The sequence below is a fragment of the Ruegeria sp. CE8 genome, from assembly GCF_056537465.1.
Window position 1 is genome coordinate 263,705 of the sequence record NZ_JBQFRP010000003.1, and the last position, 16,531, is coordinate 280,235.

Genomic DNA, 16,531 nt, shown 5'->3' on the forward strand with positions numbered 1-16,531 from the left:
AACCATAAGGCAGGAATTTGTCATCAGGAATCCCATATCTCGGGCCCGCCACAGATTAGGGGATCGTTCTTGCCGATCGCCTTCTTGTCTTTTTCGTCGTAATCCAATGCATGCAGCACAGTTCTAATGGCCGCCAGTCGGGCGCGTTTCTTGTCGTCAGAGCGGACGATGGTCCAGGGACAGTGTTGCGAATGGCTGCGGGTAAGGGTTTCCGAGATCGACTGAGTATACTCGTCCCACTTGCCGAGACCCGCAACGTCGATTGGGCTAAGTTTCCATTGCTTTAACGGATCTGTTTCACGGGCCAGAAACCGGTTGAGTTGCTCGGCGCGCCCAACGTTAAGCCAGAACTTGAACAACTTGATCCCATCGTTAACCAGCCCGGTCTCCAACGGCAGAACTTGCCGGAAGAACCGCTCGCGTTCCTCGGGTTCGCAAAAGCCAAAGACGTTCTCGACAACGCCGCGATTGTACCAACTGCGGTCAAAGAACACGATTTCACCAGCCGAAGGAAGGTGCGATAGGTAGCGCTGAAAATACCATTGGCTGCGTTCGATATCCGACGGCTTGCTCAGCGCAACGTTCCGGGCACCACGAGGGTTAAGGTTTTCACGAAAACGCTTGATGGTGCCGCCTTTTCCGGCTGCGTCCCGACCTTCGAAAATGATGGCGACGCGGTGGCCTGTTTCCTTGACCCAAGATTGCATCTTGACCAGTTCGATCTGCAGCAGCTCGATTTGTTGGTCATAATCCTTACGCTTCATTTTTTCGTCGTAAGGGTATGTCGGGTTCAGAATGTCGTCTTTCTTGGCGTTTTCGATTGCGGTGCGCACGTCGTTGGGCGCGTCTTTGCGGAAATACTTTTCGATGGAGCCTTTTTCGGAACGGGCCATGAGTTACCTCGCCATAAAATCCATATCCTACTATGGATTAGCTAAAGGCCTAACGCAAACCCGCTCGTTGCGCGGCACGATCGATTGCCAGCGCAACTTCTGGTGCGGCTACAACCTGCGGCATGTGCCCTATACCCGGAAGTTCGATCAGTTCCGCGCCTGGTATCTGTTCGATCAGCCGTTCAGAGTGCCAGTCTAAGCCGACGGTGGTATCCGCCGTTCCGTGAACGATTTCAGTGGGAACTGAAATCTCGCGATACCGCGGTTGCAGCGCGCGGACCTCGTCCAACAGGTTTGCCCGCTGTTTGGCATTGGCATGCATCGAGGCCCGCCGCATGGTCAGACCCGGGCCGAAATGTTCGGCATATCCGTCAGGCGCAGTCTGAGGGGCAAAGACCCGGTCCAGCGCGCTTTCTACGTACCACTCAGGGACGAACGCTGTGATCAGGGGCAGGGCAAGGGCATTACCCGCAGTCGTGGATGCGATTTGGTTGAAGCCGTCCAAGGGTGTTTCCCATGGGATGGCGGCCGGCGCGATCAGGACCAAAGCCGATATGTTGTCGGGCCGTGTAACAGCCCAGGCCAGCGACACCGACCCGCCATAGCTTTGTCCTGCGACTATGGGTTTTTCGGCACCGAGTTGCGCGGCGGCCTTTTGCAGGATTAACGCTTGCTCTTCAAGCGTCTCGCCATCGGGGTTGAAGCTGTCGCTATAGCCCAATCCGGGTCGGTCGAACGTAATCACCCGAAAGTTTTCGGCCAGGATCGGAGCCAGCGCAAAAGTCATGTCGCGGGTGTTGCCGCTGGACCCGTGGAGTAACACCACATCCGGTCCTTCCCCCATGACAACCGCATGCACCGCGATACCGTCGATCATGACAATCTGGCCTTCGGGTGGAAAGCTGGCCTCGGCCTCAGCTTCTTTCTGCGCTGCCCGCCAGGCGGTCAGCAGAACCAGGCCTATAAAGACGAGGCCGAGAGCTATGAGAGCTTTAACGGCCAATGTCTTCCATATTGAAAGGTGTGGACTGGTAAATCTCGTTGATCCAGTTGCCGTAGAGCAAATGCGCGTGGCTGCGCCATCTGTTCTGCGGCGGGCGTGAGGGATCGTCTTCGGGATAGTAATTGATCGGTACGTTTATCGGCGTACCGTTCGAGATGTCGCGGTCATATTCCTGCTTCAACGTATCGCTGTCATACTCGAAGTGGTTGAAGATATAGATCGCACGATGCGAGGGGTCTTCGACCAGGCAAGGGCCAACCTCATCGCTGCCCAACAGGGTCGTCAGACCGGTGGCGGTGTCGATCTCGGCCTGTTTCATTTCAGTCCATCGGCTAACCGGAATCACGCAATCGTCCGAAAACCCCCGCAGGAACGGAGAAGCAGGGGAAAGGTTTTGATGACGAAAGCACCCGAAGGCCTTGGCGTCCAGCATGTGTTTTCGAACGCCGTGGAAATGGTTGATCATCGCCATGCCGCCCCAGCAGACGCCAAAGGTGGAATGGACATTCGTCTGCGTCCACTCAAAGACTTCGGTCATTTCGTCCCAATAGGTGACGTCATCGAATTCCAAATGTTCGATTGGAGCGCCGGTGATGATCAGGCCGTCGAACTTCTGATCTTTCACCTCTTGGAAGGGTTGATAGAACTCGGCCATATGATCGGCGGCGGTGTTCTTCGTGCGATGTTCCGTCATGCGGATAAGCGAAAGGTCGATCTGCAGCGGAGTCGCTCCGATCAAACGCGCGAACTGGTTCTCGGTCTGAATCTTCTTGGGCATCAGGTTCAGCAACCCGATCCGCAAGGGCCGGATGTCCTGACGCATCGCCTGATCCTCGGCCATGACCATGACGCCCTCGTTGGTGAGAACGTCAAATGCAGGTAGGTCGGAGGGAATCTTGATTGGCATCAGGTGCAAGCCTTTGGAGTTTCAGTGTAGAGGCGGTAATTAAGCCCGGTTTGCCCGGGTCTCAAGGGTGCGTTCGATCAACTCATCGAAATCACCCGCGTCACGGACCTTGTGCATGTCATCGGCGGTGATGGTGACACCCCAATTGTCGGCCATGGCCTGATAGCGCGGCTGACGGTGCGCCAGCGCCCGTGCATAGGTCCAGCGGATAAAGGCATCCGGGTCGACTTCCTGAGCCGTGCAGTCGTGCTGGGCGAGGTATTCATCCCAGACCCTGGTCAGAAACTCGGGCTGGTAGGACATTGGCTTAGGAGCTTTGTCGAAACGGCGGACCAGTTCCGCCGTGTGATCCTCGTCGCCCTTTATCCAGATCATAAGGGTCTGCCGGGACAGCTCTGACAGGACGTGATCGGCGGGGTTATCGGGATCGACCCACTCACAAATCGAACCGCCGGTATCGCAGATGAAATGCGGATACTGGTACAGACGTTGGGCGCGGTCGATGAAGTATTCCGTGTCAAGCAGGGCGTGGATTTCCGCTTGCCGGAACTGCTCTTGCCGGCGACGGTATTCGGTCAGTTCCAATCCGCCCAATGCCGGATTGCCAGGCTTGCCCAAATAGGTCGCAACCGGCTTCAGGTTTTCGAACGAGATATTCGATCCGATATAGATCGAATCCGATAGCAGCAGATCCCGCAGGAACGGGACCTCCATCGCCTGAGCCTTGGCGTTGTCAATGATGTACTCGCCCATGTAGCGCGTACCGATGCGGTAATCGATCGAGTAATGGAACCAGTCACCGGAATCGCGCAGCACGTTCGACACGTAGGTCTTTCCCAGCCCTGACATGCCGAAGAACAGCACCTTTTTTCGCGCCGCATCGCGCCAGTCTTTTGCCGAGCTGTAGATCATCGTCCGCTGTCCCTTTTTCTGACCTAGCTAAATCGGGCAGGGGGCGGCGTCAATCGCGTGTGCGGGACCGGTTCAGGATCAACAGTCCCACTGCCAGCACTGCAAAGCCCAGAAACGCCTGAGCGGGCAGGGCTTCGTCTCGCAGCAGCGCGCCCAGAACGATGGCCACAGGCGGAATGACAAGCGTCACCAGCATCAGGTTTCCTGCGCCGGCCATCGCAAGGACACGGTAGTACAGCAGATACGCTCCGGCGGTCGCGATCAGGGCATAATAGGCAATTGCCGTCCAAGTGATCACCGGCAGGTTCAGAGTGGGGATGCCGTCGACGACGAGCGTAACCGGCAATATCAGCAGGGTTGACCCGGTCAGCATCCCGGCGGCCGCGACGATGGGCGACAGGCCGGACAGTTTGCTTCGCGCCCAGGCGCTGGCAAAGGCGTAGGATACGGTACCCGCGACAATCGCCAATTGCGCAGCGCTTTGAAGGTCGAACGTGGCAAAGTTCCGCAGGCCAATTGCAATAGCAACACCCAGAAAGCCCAGCCCGACACCCATTCCGCGCGCCAGGGTCAGGCGCTCATCCTTGAAAAACATCGCGGCGATCAGGACGCCGAACACTGCTGTCGCTGCATTCAGGATCGAGGTCAGACCCGTCTCGATGTAAAGCTGCCCCCACGCCATGAGCGAAAACGGGATCGCATTGTTCAGCAGGCCCATAATCAGGAACGCACCCCAGATGTGCGGACTTGTCGGGACCTTCAGTTTCCTGATCCAGACAACGATCCACAATGCAAGCATCGCCCAGAAGACTCGATGCAAGACCGAGGTCATTACCGGGATCGTGTCCAGCGCGATTCGGATAGAGATAAACGAGGCACCCCAGATCAGGCCCAGAAGTAACAGTTCGGCCCAAGCTCTTGGGGACAGGTGTTTTTGTGGTTCCATGCCCCGTTCTCACATTCCCCAAGCGATTGATCGACCCGAAACTTGCGCAATCAAAAAACCCCGCCGATTTGGCGGGGTTTCAATGTCTTCACTCGTGTGCGGATCAGTTCAGCGAATATGTCAGCTGCAGACCCACGCTCCACGCCGAGTTACCCGAGAACTGGCCGCCCGTGGTTGTAGTCGCGTCGCCGATATCGGTGTAGCGAATGCCGCCCGAAATCTGCGCCTGCTCAAAGGTGTAGGTACCACCTACGCCAAGGCTCCAGAACCCGTCGGTCGGGCCAAGGTTTGAAACCGGCTCATTCGAGGATGTTTCATAACCGGCAGAGATCGCGCCTGAAAACTCCTCGGTGAACTTGTAGCCCAAACCCAGAGTGTAGGTGAACGTGTCCGTTGAATAGTCAACAAGGTTCTGTCTTGCGGCAGCGGTGTAGACCGGCGGAGCCAGTACTGTCTGCGGCCAGTCGACCCAGCGGATCGAACCGAACAACAGAGTTTTGGGTGCCACACCGGTCTGGAAGTCCAGGTTGACCGACTGGGGCGTCACAACTTCGGTTTCGGTTTCCGCGGTCACAAGCGCGGCCGGAATGGGCGGCACACGGTTGATAGATTCCGTCGAGTCGAAATCGTGCGTGATTTTTGAGTTGTAGGTCAGTGCCACGCGCGCTGCAATGTCGGGGCGTTCCCAGGCGACACCTACGACGTAACCGAAGTCGATTTCCGAGCCCGACTCAAACTCATAACCTGCCACGACCGGCACCGCGACGTTCGCCTTGGCCCGCTGTGCACGGATACCACCGATCGCGCTAAATCCGCCATCGAACTTATAGCGAAGCAGGGCCGTAATCGCGTCTACATCTGCCTTGGCGCGCAGAACGTCGGTGCGGCCACCGGCCGGGGCCGTGGGATTGCGCGACAGCGGATAGTTCGACGGATACTCGACATTGGCACCATATGGTTCGTCATAGATAAGTGCGAAGTCCAGCTGATCGGTAAACGAATGCTTGTATGCCAGATGCGGGGTCCAGAAGCTTTTGGCGATGTTTCCGGAATCGACACCGTTCTGCTGACCGCTCACGTCAGGGTTTGCGTACCCCAAACGGAACTGCACGACAGAACCTTCCTCAAACAAAATGTTGACGCCTTGGCCGCTGCGGTCCAGACCGCCTGCGTAAGCTCCTGTCGCGCCAACGCATACCGCGCACGCCTGTAATAGCGCTTTCTTCATTATTTCCTCCCTCTGATGCCTGAAGGTCAGTGCCTGTAAAATATGTGGTGCAGACTGACCTGCATTGTGGTGCTCGATACTTTCTTAAGGTTTACTTTATCGTCAACATGTGACCGTGCGTTACTTGTGTTGAGTGTCCTGCGAGAGTGTTGCCAAACTGTTACGATTCTCTGCGTGAACGTTCAGGAAGATGCCGGAAAAGATCACGGCTGCCCCCAATAAGGTCCAGTGATCCAGCGGTTCATGGTAAAGAACCATGCCGACCACCGCGATTGTCGGCAGGCGCGCAAAGTCAAAGGGCACCACAACTGTCGCCGGGGCGATCGCAAGCGCGTTGGTGATACAGTAGTGCGCCAGAAGCCCGGCCAGACCGACCAGCAACAGAAACGGAGCCGTACTTGCCGAGGGTAGGGTGATCTGCCCGTCGATCCCTGCCGCTACCAATCCCAGTCCGGCCTGCATGACCGTCAGCCAGAACATGATGCAGCCGATGCTTGCAAAACGCGTCAGGGACTTCGTCGAAATCGTTGTTAAAGCGAAAAAAACAGCGGACAGCGCGGCTGTAAGCACACCGGCGCTCAGCGGCACCGCTCCGGGACGGGCAACAAGCAAGATGCCCGCAAATCCAATAAACGCGGACATGACACGCACTGTTGTAAGACGTTCTTTCAACAACAGTGGCGAAAGCAGGATCACCCAGATCGGTTGGGTGAATTCAAGCGCAAAAACCTGCGCAAGCGGGATGACACTGACGGCATAGAACCAGAGGTTCTGTCCGGTGAAATGCAGGACGTTCCGAACCCCGTGCAGGCTTAGACGTTCGGTTGAGACCTGATGCCATTTCCGTGTTGCAGTCAGGACCACAGCGACCACGAAAATCCCCACGAGGCTGCGGTAGAACATGATTTCGAACGTGTCGTGCGTCACACTCAGCTCGCGTCCAGCGACGGCCATAGAAGAAAACGAGGCAATTGCTCCGGTCATCCAAAGCGCGGCCTTACCAATCTGTGGTTTGGCAGTGTCCATCCCTATCCCTGCGAACTCCCTTCGATATCGGTTTGATAGATATCGAATTTTGGACAAGGTGAATTAAAAAAAGCCGGGCTGTGCCCGGCTTTCTGATCATTCCCACTCGATGGTTCCGGGTGGTTTGGATGTGATGTCATAGGTGCATCTGTTGATGCCCTTGACCTCGTTGATGATCCGCGTCGCTGTTTCCCCAAGGAATTCGTGGCTGAACGGGTAATAGTCGGCGGTCATGCCATCAACGGATGTTACGGCACGTAACGCGCAGGCATAGTCATATGTACGCCCGTCGCCCATGACGCCCACGGTGCGCACCGGCAGAATGGCAACGAAGGCTTGCCAAATGTCATCGTACAAACCGTGCTTGCGGATCTGATCGATGTAGACCGCATCTGCTTCGCGCAGGATGTCCAACTTTTCGCGTGTGATCTCACCGGGGCAGCGAATCGCCAGACCGGGTCCGGGGAAGGGGTGACGCCCGATGAAGCTTTGGGGCAGGCCCAACTCGCGACCCAGCGCGCGAACCTCGTCCTTGAACAGCTCACGCAACGGTTCGACCAGTTTCAGGCCCATCTTTTCAGGCAGGCCACCGACATTATGGTGCGACTTGATCGTGACCGAGGGGCCGCCAGAGAAAGACACTGATTCAATGACGTCCGGATACAGCGTGCCTTGCGCCAGGAATTCGGCTCCGTCGATGGTGTCGGCATGTTTCTGGAACACATCGATGAACAGCTTACCGATGATTTTGCGTTTGGTTTCCGGATCGCTCTGACCTTCCAGTTCGCCCAGAAACAATTCGCTCTCATCCGCATGGATCAGCTGGATGTTGTAGTTGTCGCGGAACATGCCGACGACTTCCTCGGCCTCGTTCTTGCGCAGTAGCCCGTGGTCCACAAACACACAGGTCAGCTGATCGCCGATCGCTTCGTGGATCAGGATCGCCGCGACCGAACTGTCTACGCCGCCGGACAGGCCGCAAATGACTTTCTTGTCACCAACCTGCTCGCGAATCTTACGGATCATCTCGTCGCGGTAGGCCCCCATGGTCCAGTCACCCTGGAAACCGGCCAGCTTTATGAAATTCTCGTACAGTTTTGCACCCTTGGGGGTGTGGTGCACCTCGGGGTGGAACTGAACCGCATAGAAGTGGCGCTTGCTGTCGGCCGTGATTGCGAAGGGCGCGTTGGGCGAGGTGCCATAGACATCAAATCCGGGTGCGATTTCACTGACATGGTCACCGTGGCTCATCCAGACCTGCTCGTCACCATCCGTGAACCAGCCATCCAGAATGTCGAGCTTTTCTTTCGGAGTGACATAGGCGCGGCCGAACTCTGCCGTGCCATGCCCGCTTTCGACCTTGCCGCCCAACTGGTGCATCATCACCTGCTGGCCATAGCAGATCCCCAGGATCGGAACGCCATAGTCAAAAATCTCTTGCGGAGCGCGAGGCGATCCCTCACGCGTCACGCTGTCCGGGCCACCCGAGAATATCACGGCTTTGGGGGCCATTTCGCGCACGAAGTCCATCGTGACATTTTGGTAGGGGTGGATTTCGCAATAGACATTCAGCTCTCGCAGGCGGCGGGCAATAAGCTGCGTAACCTGGCTGCCGAAGTCGATGATCAGAAGGCGGTCATGAGATGTCTGGGTCATGGTTGGCTATTAGGTGCCAAGCCTTGCATGTGCAAGCGCAATGACGTCATTTGTGCAATTGTGCTTCAGGATTATACGGAAAGGGGGTCAGATGTCTCAAATCATGTTGCGCCAGGCACTCCCCACTGATGCAGGCGCTGCTAAGGACTGCATCGCTTCGGCCTATGCGGATGCTATGCGGGACATTCCCGATCTGCCCGACGTGACCGAAGGCGTCGGCGATGACATAGCAGCGCATCAGGCATGGGTTGCGGAAACAGGTGAGGAAATTGTTGGCTTTATCGTTTTCGACCGTGTCGATGATGTGGTGATGATCTTCAATCTAGCGGTTTCGCCAAAGGCACAGGGCGCAGGACTTGCGCGAAAGCTGATTGCCAGGGCCGAGCAGGCGGCCTGTGCGGCGAGTGTCCTCCGTCTCAAACTGCGAACGCATCGGTTAATGCAGAGTACAGTTTCCATGTATCTCCATTTGGGATGGAGCCAGGCAGAGGTTAAGGACAACGGAATCGTCATGGAAAAGCAACTTGCCTGAGCGGCTGAGCCGCCTGACGGTTCTGTTTCAAACGGATGTCGCTTTTCCCCCTATAGCGCCGTAAACCAGATGCTTTGCGTTTGAGGCTTCCTATAACAATTTGACCAAACCAACCAATTGACGGGATCTTCTCATGGCAGAGGCAAACACCCGGCGCAGGGCAAGAGGTGGCGGTGGCGCCGCCCGCCGGGCCGAACGCACCGCAGTTCGCATCGAAACTGCAAAATACATCGAACGGAATATTCCGAACTTCGAGATTCTTAACGAAGAAGCGTTGGAAATCATCGAGACCAACGCGGAAACCATTCTGGCCGAAGTCGGCGTTAACTTTGTCGACAACCCGGAGGCGTTGAAGCGCTGGAAAGATGCCGGTGCTGATGTTGATGGTGAACGCGTCCGTATTCCGCGCGGTCTGGCCCGCGAGCTGATCAAAACAGCACCCAGCGAGTTCACGCAGCACGCACGCAACCCCGAAAAATCGGTGGTGATTGGTGGCCGTAACCTGGTCCTGGCCCCGGTGTACGGACCTCCGTTCGTGCGGGATGCACAAGGTGGCCGTCGCTATGCGACCATGGACGATTTCAACAAGTTCGTGAAACTGGCGTATATGTCCAAGTGGTTGCACCACTCGGGCGGTACGGTGTGCGAGCCGACGGACGTTCCGGTGAACAAGCGTCACCTGGACATGCTGATGGCGCACATGACCCTGTCGGACAAGCCGTTCATGGGCTCGGTTACCGATCCCAGCCGCGCGCAGGATTCGGTTGAGATGTGCGAGATTCTGTTCGGCAAAGAGTTCGTACAGGAAAACACGGTCATGACCTCGCTGACCAACATCAACTCGCCGATGACATTCGACGATGTGATGATGGGGTCGTTGGAAGTTTATGCAAAAAACAACCAAGCTTGCATTATCTCGCCCTTTATTGTTGGCGGTGCGATGGCCCCGGTTTCGGTTGCCGGTACGCTGACGCAGGTTCTGGCCGAAGTTCTGGCCGGTGTGGCCTACAGCCAGATCATCCGTCCGGGTGCACCTGCCATCTTTGGCGCCTTCGTGTCGTCGATCGACATGAACTCCGGCGCGCCGACCTTTGGTACGCCCGAGGCTTCTATGGTCACATATGGCGCAGGTCAGCTGGCACGGCGTCTGAACCTGCCGTACCGCTCGGCCGGGTCGTTCTGCGGATCGAAACTACCTGATGCTCAGGCGGCGTACGAAACTGCAAACTCGCTGAATATGGGTCTGATGTCGGGCGTGAACTTCATGCTGCACTCCTGCGGCTGGCTGGAAGGCGGTCTGGTTGCCGACTTTGAAAAGTTCGTCATGGATGCCGATCAGTTGGGTGTGCTGCACGGTCTGGCCAAAGGCGTGGCCTACGATGAAAACGCACAGGCGATGGATGCAATCCGTGAAGTTGGCCCCGGCGGCCACTACCTGGGTTGCGCCCATACGCAGGCCAACTTCAAAGAGGCGTTCTGGAAGACCGAGGTTCTGGATTATAAACCGTACGAGACCTGGGAAGACGAAGGCGGTCGTGACACTCGACAGTTGGCCACAGCGCGGGTCGAGCATCTGCTGGCCAACTACCAGCAACCGCAACTCGACCCCGAACTCAATGCCGCGCTGAATGAATACGTGGCGGAAAAGAAAGCATCCATGCCGGATGCTTTCACCTGATCATTGATATTGCGAGGCGCGGCTGGCTTTGAACAGTTGCGCCTCGCCCAATAGCGCAATCAGCAAGTCCAGATGGCGGACCAGTGAATAGGCGGCATCCTCAGCCAGCCTTTGCGCGTTAACCTCTCGTTCCATTTCCACCAATCGCACCAGCGCGGCCCCGGTACCGGGGAGCGATCCGTATCCCAGAATGCGTTGTAGGTGCCGGTCCCGATCATAGTCCTGCGCTCCGAACTTTGCGGCCCGTGCCAGCAGGCGTGGGCGGCGGAGCGTTGTAATCATGGTCATCAGGTCCTGCATTTCGGTGTTCCCTTGGTTGAACAGAATTTATCTGTTTGTCACACAACCTAAACGGGTGTTGCCTTGATTGGGCTCTCGCCGAACTCTGACTTCATGAGTGTTTATGATTTTGAATCAAATCTGGTGCTTGCCTCTTTTGGTTAACGAACGAGTAACGAAAGCGACTCTAGTTAGGATTGGTTAACAAATTCACCGGGGGCGATTGGAACAGATTGTTTTGTCGACGAGGGCAAGAAACTATGGAAGATAACATGGCTTTCACCATTCCGGCTTGGGTACCTGAAGGGGCGCAGCGATACCTGGCTCATACCGAAACCGGTCAATCGATCCGCGATATTGCGCGATCTGCGGGGTGCCATGCGTCAACCATACTCCGACAAATTCGCCGTATCGAAATGCGCCGCGACGATCCTTTGGTTGACGCCGCGTTGCAATCGCTTGCGGAAACCCACTTTTCAGAAGCAGATGACCGAGCAGGCTTTGAAACACTGGGGGCATCCCATGAGGACGTAGCGGCGGCAAAAGACGAAGAGTTCAATCGCGAGGCACTTCGGGTTTTGCGCAGGTTATGCGAAACGGGTGCTGTCCTTGCCGTGGCTGAAGAGATGGACAAAGCCGTGGTTGTCCGGGACTCTGGTGACAGCGGTGCAACCAGAACAGCCGTTGTCGACTGCAAAATCGCCCAGGCCCTGGCGCTGAAGGATTGGATCTCTTGCGACAATCCGGGGCGCATCTCGCGCTATCGGATTTCGTCATCGGGCCGCGCAGCGTTGAGCCAGTTGATTGCTGAGGCGGAGAACAAGGCACGGGCGAGAAACGAATTCGGCATGGCCGAGGCGCAAGCGCCGTTTCAGTCGCAAATAGGTCAAGGCAAAGCGGTGCCGTTGAGCCGTTCCAAACGCATTCGCTACAGTGCCGCCGAAAGCCCTCTGATCGCGCTGGCGCGCAGACGGGACCGGGATGGCAAATCCTTTCTGGATGAAACCCTCGTCAGCGCAGGTGAACGTTTGCGAGAGGATTTTGAACTGGCTCAGATCGGACCGCAGGTTGCCCAAAATTGGGATCACTTTCTAACAGCTGGAGGGCGGGGAAGTTTCGGCAATGGTGCCAGTGCCGGACAAGGATCGTCAGATGCGCGCGCACGGGTCGAACGAGCCTTGTCAGATCTTGGGCCGGGACTGAGCGACGTGGCGCTGCGGTGTTGTTGCTATCTGGAAGGGCTGGAAATGGCCGAAAAACGGATGGGCTGGTCGGCGCGGTCCGGGAAGATCGTACTTCGTATCGCTCTGCAACGTCTAAAGCGCCATTATGAAGATCAGGCAGAGAAAACACGGCTGATCGGTTAGAGCCGCCATAATTCACGGTTGAGGTTTCGAGGGGTAGTGATAGGAATTGCCTATGAACTACACCCTCAGACAGCTTCAATATTTTAGCGCGGTGGCAGATCAGCGCAATTTTGGCCGGGCGGCGCAGGTCTGTCATGTTTCACAACCCGCATTGTCGGTTCAGATCAAGGCGCTGGAGGAAACTCTGGGTGGGCCGCTGTTCGAACGTCAAGCACGCGACATTCTACTGACGCCGCTGGGTCGGGACGTGCTGGACTATGCGCGTCAGGTGTTGGGCGCAGCGGATAGGCTGGATCAATTCGCAAAGGATCACTCAGGCGGACACAGGTCGTTGTCGATCGGAATCATTCCGACCATCGCCCCTTATCTGTTGTCCGGCGTCCTCGCTGGCCTGCGGACGGCGGATGTCTCGCTGCGCGTACAAATTCGCGAAGCGAGAACCGAGCGGTTGCTAACGATGCTGCGTGCGGGCGAGATTGACGCGGCTGTTATGGCGCTGCCTGCGGGCGGGAGCGAGCTGTTTGAGCTCCCTCTGTTTGAGGATCGCTTTTTACTGGCCGGCAGTGCAGGGCGGATTCAAACCGTGTCGACCGATCCTGACGCTTTGCGACCGATTGATTTGCAGACCGCGCAATTGATGTTGCTGGATGACGGGCATTGTTTGACGGATCAGGCGCTTGAGGTCTGCGGTCAGGACAGAAACAGCGGTTTGATCAATATGGGCGCGTCCTCGTTGGCAACATTGTCCCGATTGGTTGCTGACGGGTTTGGTCTGACGCTGATGCCCGAACTTGCGGCGAGATCGGAAACCGAAGCCGTGCCGGGACTTAAACTCATGCGTTTTAGAGCGCCGCAGCCCTCACGTACTGTCGGCTTGGTTCGCCGTGTGTCGACCGGCCGCGAAGACTGGTTTGACAGTCTGGCCGATGTCATCCGGCGCGTTGGTGAGCACATCGTCAGCGAGACGCGGCAATAAAATAGGGCCCGCCAATGGCGGGCCCTGAATGTCTCAGCGATAAAGAACTCAGGCCAGTGCCGGCTCTTTCGCTTCGTCCAGATGCTTCATCAGGTTTTCCGGGGACGACACGCCGTATGGGTCTTCGGGGCAGTTGTCCATCAGACCGGGCTCTTCGAACCACGCCTCAACCACACCGTCGTTCACGATGGCCGCATAGCGCCACGAGCGCATGCCGAAGCCCAGGTTATCCTTGTCGACCAGCATGCCCATCTTGCGGGTGAACTCGCCCGAGCCGTCAGGGATGACCTTGACGTTTTTCAGACTCTGATCCTGTGCCCATTTGTTCATGACAAAGCTGTCGTTCACAGACATGCAGTAGATCTCGTCTACACCTTTTGCGGTGAAATCGGCATAGCCGTTTTCAAAACCGGGCAGTTGGTAGGTCGAGCATGTGGGCGTGAATGCACCGGGCAGCGAAAACAGGATGACGCGCTTGCCTGCGAAGTAATCCGCAGTGGTCTTGTCTTCCCAACGGAATGGGTTGGGTCCTTCGACAGCTTCGTCGCGGACGCGGGTGTGGAAGGTAACGGAAGGCAGTTTTGCGCCAGTTTTCATCTACGGGCTCCTGTGATTCACATTAGAATTGGGGGTGATTTAAAACAGTTCTAAACTGTCTTCAATGACGGAAATGCCGCAATTGCAATATGGTCTCAAGTGGCAGGGATTTAAGCAATAAGCCGAATGAAGCCGTTAAAAGTATGGCGAAATTCTGCGAGCGCAAATCGGCGTTGCATGGCGGGTATACCCGGGTGGCATAGTACACGCGGGCATACTATGTTAGGGCAAAGCAAATTGACCCAAAGTCAGGAAAGCCAGCCGTGCGTGATCTGAAGATCCCCGAACAACGTCATCCCGAAAAAGCGCATCGCCCGGACAATGCGCAGCCCAAAAAGCCAAAGTGGATTCGCGTCAAGGCACCCGGCGGTAAGGGCTATGCCGACACGCACAAGATCATGCGCGAGAACAACCTGGTCACGGTTTGTGAAGAGGCCGGGTGTCCGAACGTTGGCGAGTGCTGGAGCCAGGGCCACGCTACCATGATGATCATGGGAGAAATCTGTACGCGCGGCTGTACCTTTTGCAATATCGCGACTGGCCGTCCAGATGATCTGGATGTTTTTGAACCGGGTCGTGTGGCCCACGCGGTCGAAAAGCTGGGTCTGAACCACGTGGTGATCACGTCGGTTGACCGCGATGACCTGAAAGACGGTGGTGCCGATCATTTCGCGCAGACGATTCGGGCCGTCCGACACCGGTCACCCAAAACAACGATCGAAATTTTGACGCCGGATTTCCTGAAATGTGATCCTTCGGTGCTTGAGACCGTCGTCGAGGCCAAGCCGGACGTGTTCAACCACAATCTGGAAACGGTTCCGGGCCTTTATTTGGAGGTTCGTCCGGGTGCCCGTTATTTCCACTCACTGCGTTTGCTGCAACGGGTCAAGGAATTGGACCCATCGATCTTTACCAAGTCGGGAATCATGGTCGGTCTGGGCGAAAATGAACAAGAGGTCCGGCAGGTCATGGATGACATGCGCGCTGCCGACATCGATTTCCTGACCATCGGTCAGTATCTGCAGCCCACACCCAAGCACCACGGCGTGGACCGGTTTGTGACACCGGAAGAGTTTGCCTCGTATGAAAAAGCTGCGTTCGGCAAAGGCTTCCTGATGGTATCGGCTACGCCTCTGACCCGGTCGTCTTACCACGCGGGCGACGACTTTGCCCGATTGCGCGAAGCGCGCCAGAAAAAACTGGAGCAGGGGTGACGCCTGAAACGCTTGCACGGCTGACGCGCCTGCGCCACGACCTGCATCAATATCCCGAAATCTCCGGGCAGGAGCGTGAGACCGCTGCCCGAGTGTCAGAAGTGTTGCACGGGTACGGTGCGGACCAGGTCCTAACCGGGCTGGGCGGTCATGGCGTAGCGGCCATTTTTGACAGCGGGCAGGCCGGGCCGACGGTCGGTGTGCGTTGTGAATTGGACGGGCTGCCGATTCAGGAACTCAGCACCCAGCCTTATGTGTCGAAGGTTGCGGGCAAAGGGCACCTGTGCGGCCATGACGGCCACATGACGATGGTCCTTGGCGTGGCCGAGGAGCTGTCGCGTCAGCGCCCCGCCAAAGGCCGGGTGGTTCTGATTTTTCAACCGGCCGAAGAAACCGGGCAGGGTGCGGTGGCCTATCGGGCGGATTCACAATTCGCGCAAATCGCGCCGGATTACGTATTTTCGTTGCACAATCTGCCGGGATTGGCGCTGGGGGAAGTTGAGCTGTGCCAAGGCCCTGCAAATTGTGCCTCTCGCGGGATGAAGGTTGTTCTGACTGGTAAGACATCTCACGCGGCAGCACCACAAGACGGTGTGTCCCCGGTCGGGGCGTTGTCGGAACTGATGCCTAAGCTGGCTAGGCTGGGTACAGGTGGCGCGCTGGATTCTGAATTTGCGCTGACAACCGTCACGCATGCCAGTTTAGGCGAGCCGACGTTTGGTGTCGCACCGGGGCGGGCCGAGCTTTGGGTGACTTTGCGCACTGTTTCTGATGCGCGGATGACAAGCCTGATGGCCGAAGCCGAAACATTGGGGAGGCAAACCGCATCTGCCAACGGTCTGGGTGTCGAGATCACTTATGACGATGTCTTCGAAGCCTGCGTCAATCATAGTGAGGCGGTTGCCACACTCGAAATGGCCTGTGCCGAACATGGTGTTCCCTGCAAGTTAACGCACTCGCCGCAAAAGTTCTCAGAGGATTTCGGGCAATTCGGCAAGGGCGCGAATACGGCCATGTTCTGGCTGGGAGCCGGAGTAGACCATCCGCAGTTACACAACCCCGACTATGACTTCCCGGACGCACTGATACCCGTCGGAACCGGGATTTTCCTGTCTGCCATTGCGCGGGTTCTGAACGACACTAAGGCCTGAACCGGGTCCATTCCCCTTTGGCCCATTCCGGCCACCAACCCATGTATTCGATCCCGCCAATGACAAGGCACAGGATAATGATGCCGAACACCAGCTTAACCCGCTTTTCTGATGGCGGATTTCGGGCCCATTGGGACATGCGCAGCAGGTGGCGAGGGTTCATGTG

General features: G+C 56.9%; 17 protein-coding genes. 6 read left to right on the forward strand and 11 right to left on the reverse strand.

The genetic code is table 11. From position 1 onward, the window contains the following. Positions 1-23: 23 nt before the first annotated feature. From ppk2 to guaA, 8 genes are all read right to left on the reverse strand, one after another. Positions 24-893 carry a polyphosphate kinase 2 gene (ppk2, locus tag ACR0AA_RS06940; protein WP_480661442.1) on the reverse strand — a complete coding sequence of 290 codons (870 nt, stop codon included), beginning with the start codon at positions 891-893 and terminating at the stop codon, positions 24-26. 49 nt (positions 894-942) lie between these two features. Further along, the gene (locus ACR0AA_RS06945) at positions 943-1,896 is read right to left on the reverse strand and encodes an alpha/beta fold hydrolase (protein ID WP_480661443.1); all 954 of its coding nucleotides are present in this window, start codon (positions 1,894-1,896) and stop codon (positions 943-945) included. After that, positions 1,886-2,803: a homoserine O-acetyltransferase MetA gene (metA, locus tag ACR0AA_RS06950; RefSeq protein ID WP_480661444.1), complete on the reverse strand. Its 918-nt coding sequence runs from the start codon at positions 2,801-2,803 to the stop codon at positions 1,886-1,888. The genes ACR0AA_RS06945 and metA overlap by 11 nt, the downstream gene beginning before the upstream one ends. Positions 2,804-2,842: 39 nt before the next feature. Continuing rightward, complete coding sequence (locus ACR0AA_RS06955; RefSeq protein ID WP_480661445.1) at positions 2,843-3,715, reverse strand: ATPase; 873 nt, start codon at positions 3,713-3,715, stop codon at positions 2,843-2,845. A 49-nt stretch (positions 3,716-3,764) separates the two neighbouring features. Next, a complete protein-coding gene (locus tag ACR0AA_RS06960) occupies positions 3,765-4,661 on the reverse strand; it encodes a DMT family transporter (RefSeq protein WP_480661446.1) in 897 nt (298 codons plus the stop codon). 103 nt (positions 4,662-4,764) lie between these two features. Further along, positions 4,765-5,889 (reverse strand): OmpP1/FadL family transporter, encoded by a 1,125-nt coding sequence (locus tag ACR0AA_RS06965; protein ID WP_480661447.1) that lies wholly within the window; start codon positions 5,887-5,889, stop codon positions 4,765-4,767. 120 nt (positions 5,890-6,009) lie between these two features. Beyond that, positions 6,010-6,915, reverse strand: coding sequence for a DMT family transporter (locus ACR0AA_RS06970; RefSeq protein ID WP_480755717.1), 906 nt, complete (start codon positions 6,913-6,915; stop codon positions 6,010-6,012). A 96-nt stretch (positions 6,916-7,011) separates the two neighbouring features. Then, entirely contained in the window at positions 7,012-8,571 is a 1,560-nt protein-coding gene (gene guaA, locus ACR0AA_RS06975; RefSeq protein ID WP_480661449.1) for a glutamine-hydrolyzing GMP synthase, read from the reverse strand. Positions 8,572-8,662: 91 nt separating this feature from the next. Here guaA and ACR0AA_RS06980 point away from each other — a divergent pair, with 91 nt between their 5' ends. Together ACR0AA_RS06980 and ACR0AA_RS06985 are read left to right on the forward strand one after the other, a co-directional pair. Further along, positions 8,663-9,103, forward strand: coding sequence for a GNAT family N-acetyltransferase (locus tag ACR0AA_RS06980; protein ID WP_480755718.1), 441 nt, complete (start codon positions 8,663-8,665; stop codon positions 9,101-9,103). 133 nt (positions 9,104-9,236) lie between these two features. Beyond that, on the forward strand, positions 9,237-10,781 hold the full coding sequence (locus tag ACR0AA_RS06985) for a trimethylamine methyltransferase family protein (RefSeq protein WP_480661451.1): 1,545 nt from the start codon (positions 9,237-9,239) through the stop codon (positions 10,779-10,781). Here the strand turns inward: ACR0AA_RS06985 and ACR0AA_RS06990 are convergent, their stop codons facing one another. Continuing rightward, complete coding sequence (locus tag ACR0AA_RS06990) at positions 10,782-11,081, reverse strand: DUF6477 family protein (RefSeq protein ID WP_480661452.1); 300 nt, start codon at positions 11,079-11,081, stop codon at positions 10,782-10,784. Between the two features lie 239 nt (positions 11,082-11,320). On the opposite strand from ACR0AA_RS06990, the gene ACR0AA_RS06995 reads away from it, so the two are divergent. Together ACR0AA_RS06995 and ACR0AA_RS07000 are read left to right on the forward strand one after the other, a co-directional pair. Continuing rightward, positions 11,321-12,427, forward strand: coding sequence for a DUF6456 domain-containing protein (locus ACR0AA_RS06995; RefSeq protein WP_480661453.1), 1,107 nt, complete (start codon positions 11,321-11,323; stop codon positions 12,425-12,427). Between the two features lie 52 nt (positions 12,428-12,479). After that, complete coding sequence (locus ACR0AA_RS07000; protein WP_480661454.1) at positions 12,480-13,403, forward strand: hydrogen peroxide-inducible genes activator; 924 nt, start codon at positions 12,480-12,482, stop codon at positions 13,401-13,403. A gap of 48 nt (positions 13,404-13,451) precedes the next feature. On the opposite strand, the gene ACR0AA_RS07005 is transcribed toward ACR0AA_RS07000, so the two are convergent. Beyond that, the gene (locus tag ACR0AA_RS07005; RefSeq protein WP_480661455.1) at positions 13,452-14,000 is read right to left on the reverse strand and encodes a redoxin family protein; all 549 of its coding nucleotides are present in this window, start codon (positions 13,998-14,000) and stop codon (positions 13,452-13,454) included. A 263-nt stretch (positions 14,001-14,263) separates the two neighbouring features. Here ACR0AA_RS07005 and lipA point away from each other — a divergent pair, with 263 nt between their 5' ends. After that, the gene (gene lipA, locus ACR0AA_RS07010) at positions 14,264-15,214 is read left to right on the forward strand and encodes a lipoyl synthase (RefSeq protein ID WP_480661456.1); all 951 of its coding nucleotides are present in this window, start codon (positions 14,264-14,266) and stop codon (positions 15,212-15,214) included. Then, complete coding sequence (locus ACR0AA_RS07015; RefSeq protein WP_480661457.1) at positions 15,211-16,365, forward strand: amidohydrolase; 1,155 nt, start codon at positions 15,211-15,213, stop codon at positions 16,363-16,365. Before lipA ends, ACR0AA_RS07015 begins: the two co-directional genes overlap by 4 nt. Here ACR0AA_RS07015 and ACR0AA_RS07020 read toward each other — a convergent pair. Further along, a complete protein-coding gene (locus ACR0AA_RS07020; protein ID WP_480661458.1) occupies positions 16,355-16,528 on the reverse strand; it encodes a hypothetical protein in 174 nt (57 codons plus the stop codon). The genes ACR0AA_RS07015 and ACR0AA_RS07020 overlap by 11 nt on opposite strands. Positions 16,529-16,531: the final 3 nt, after the last annotated feature.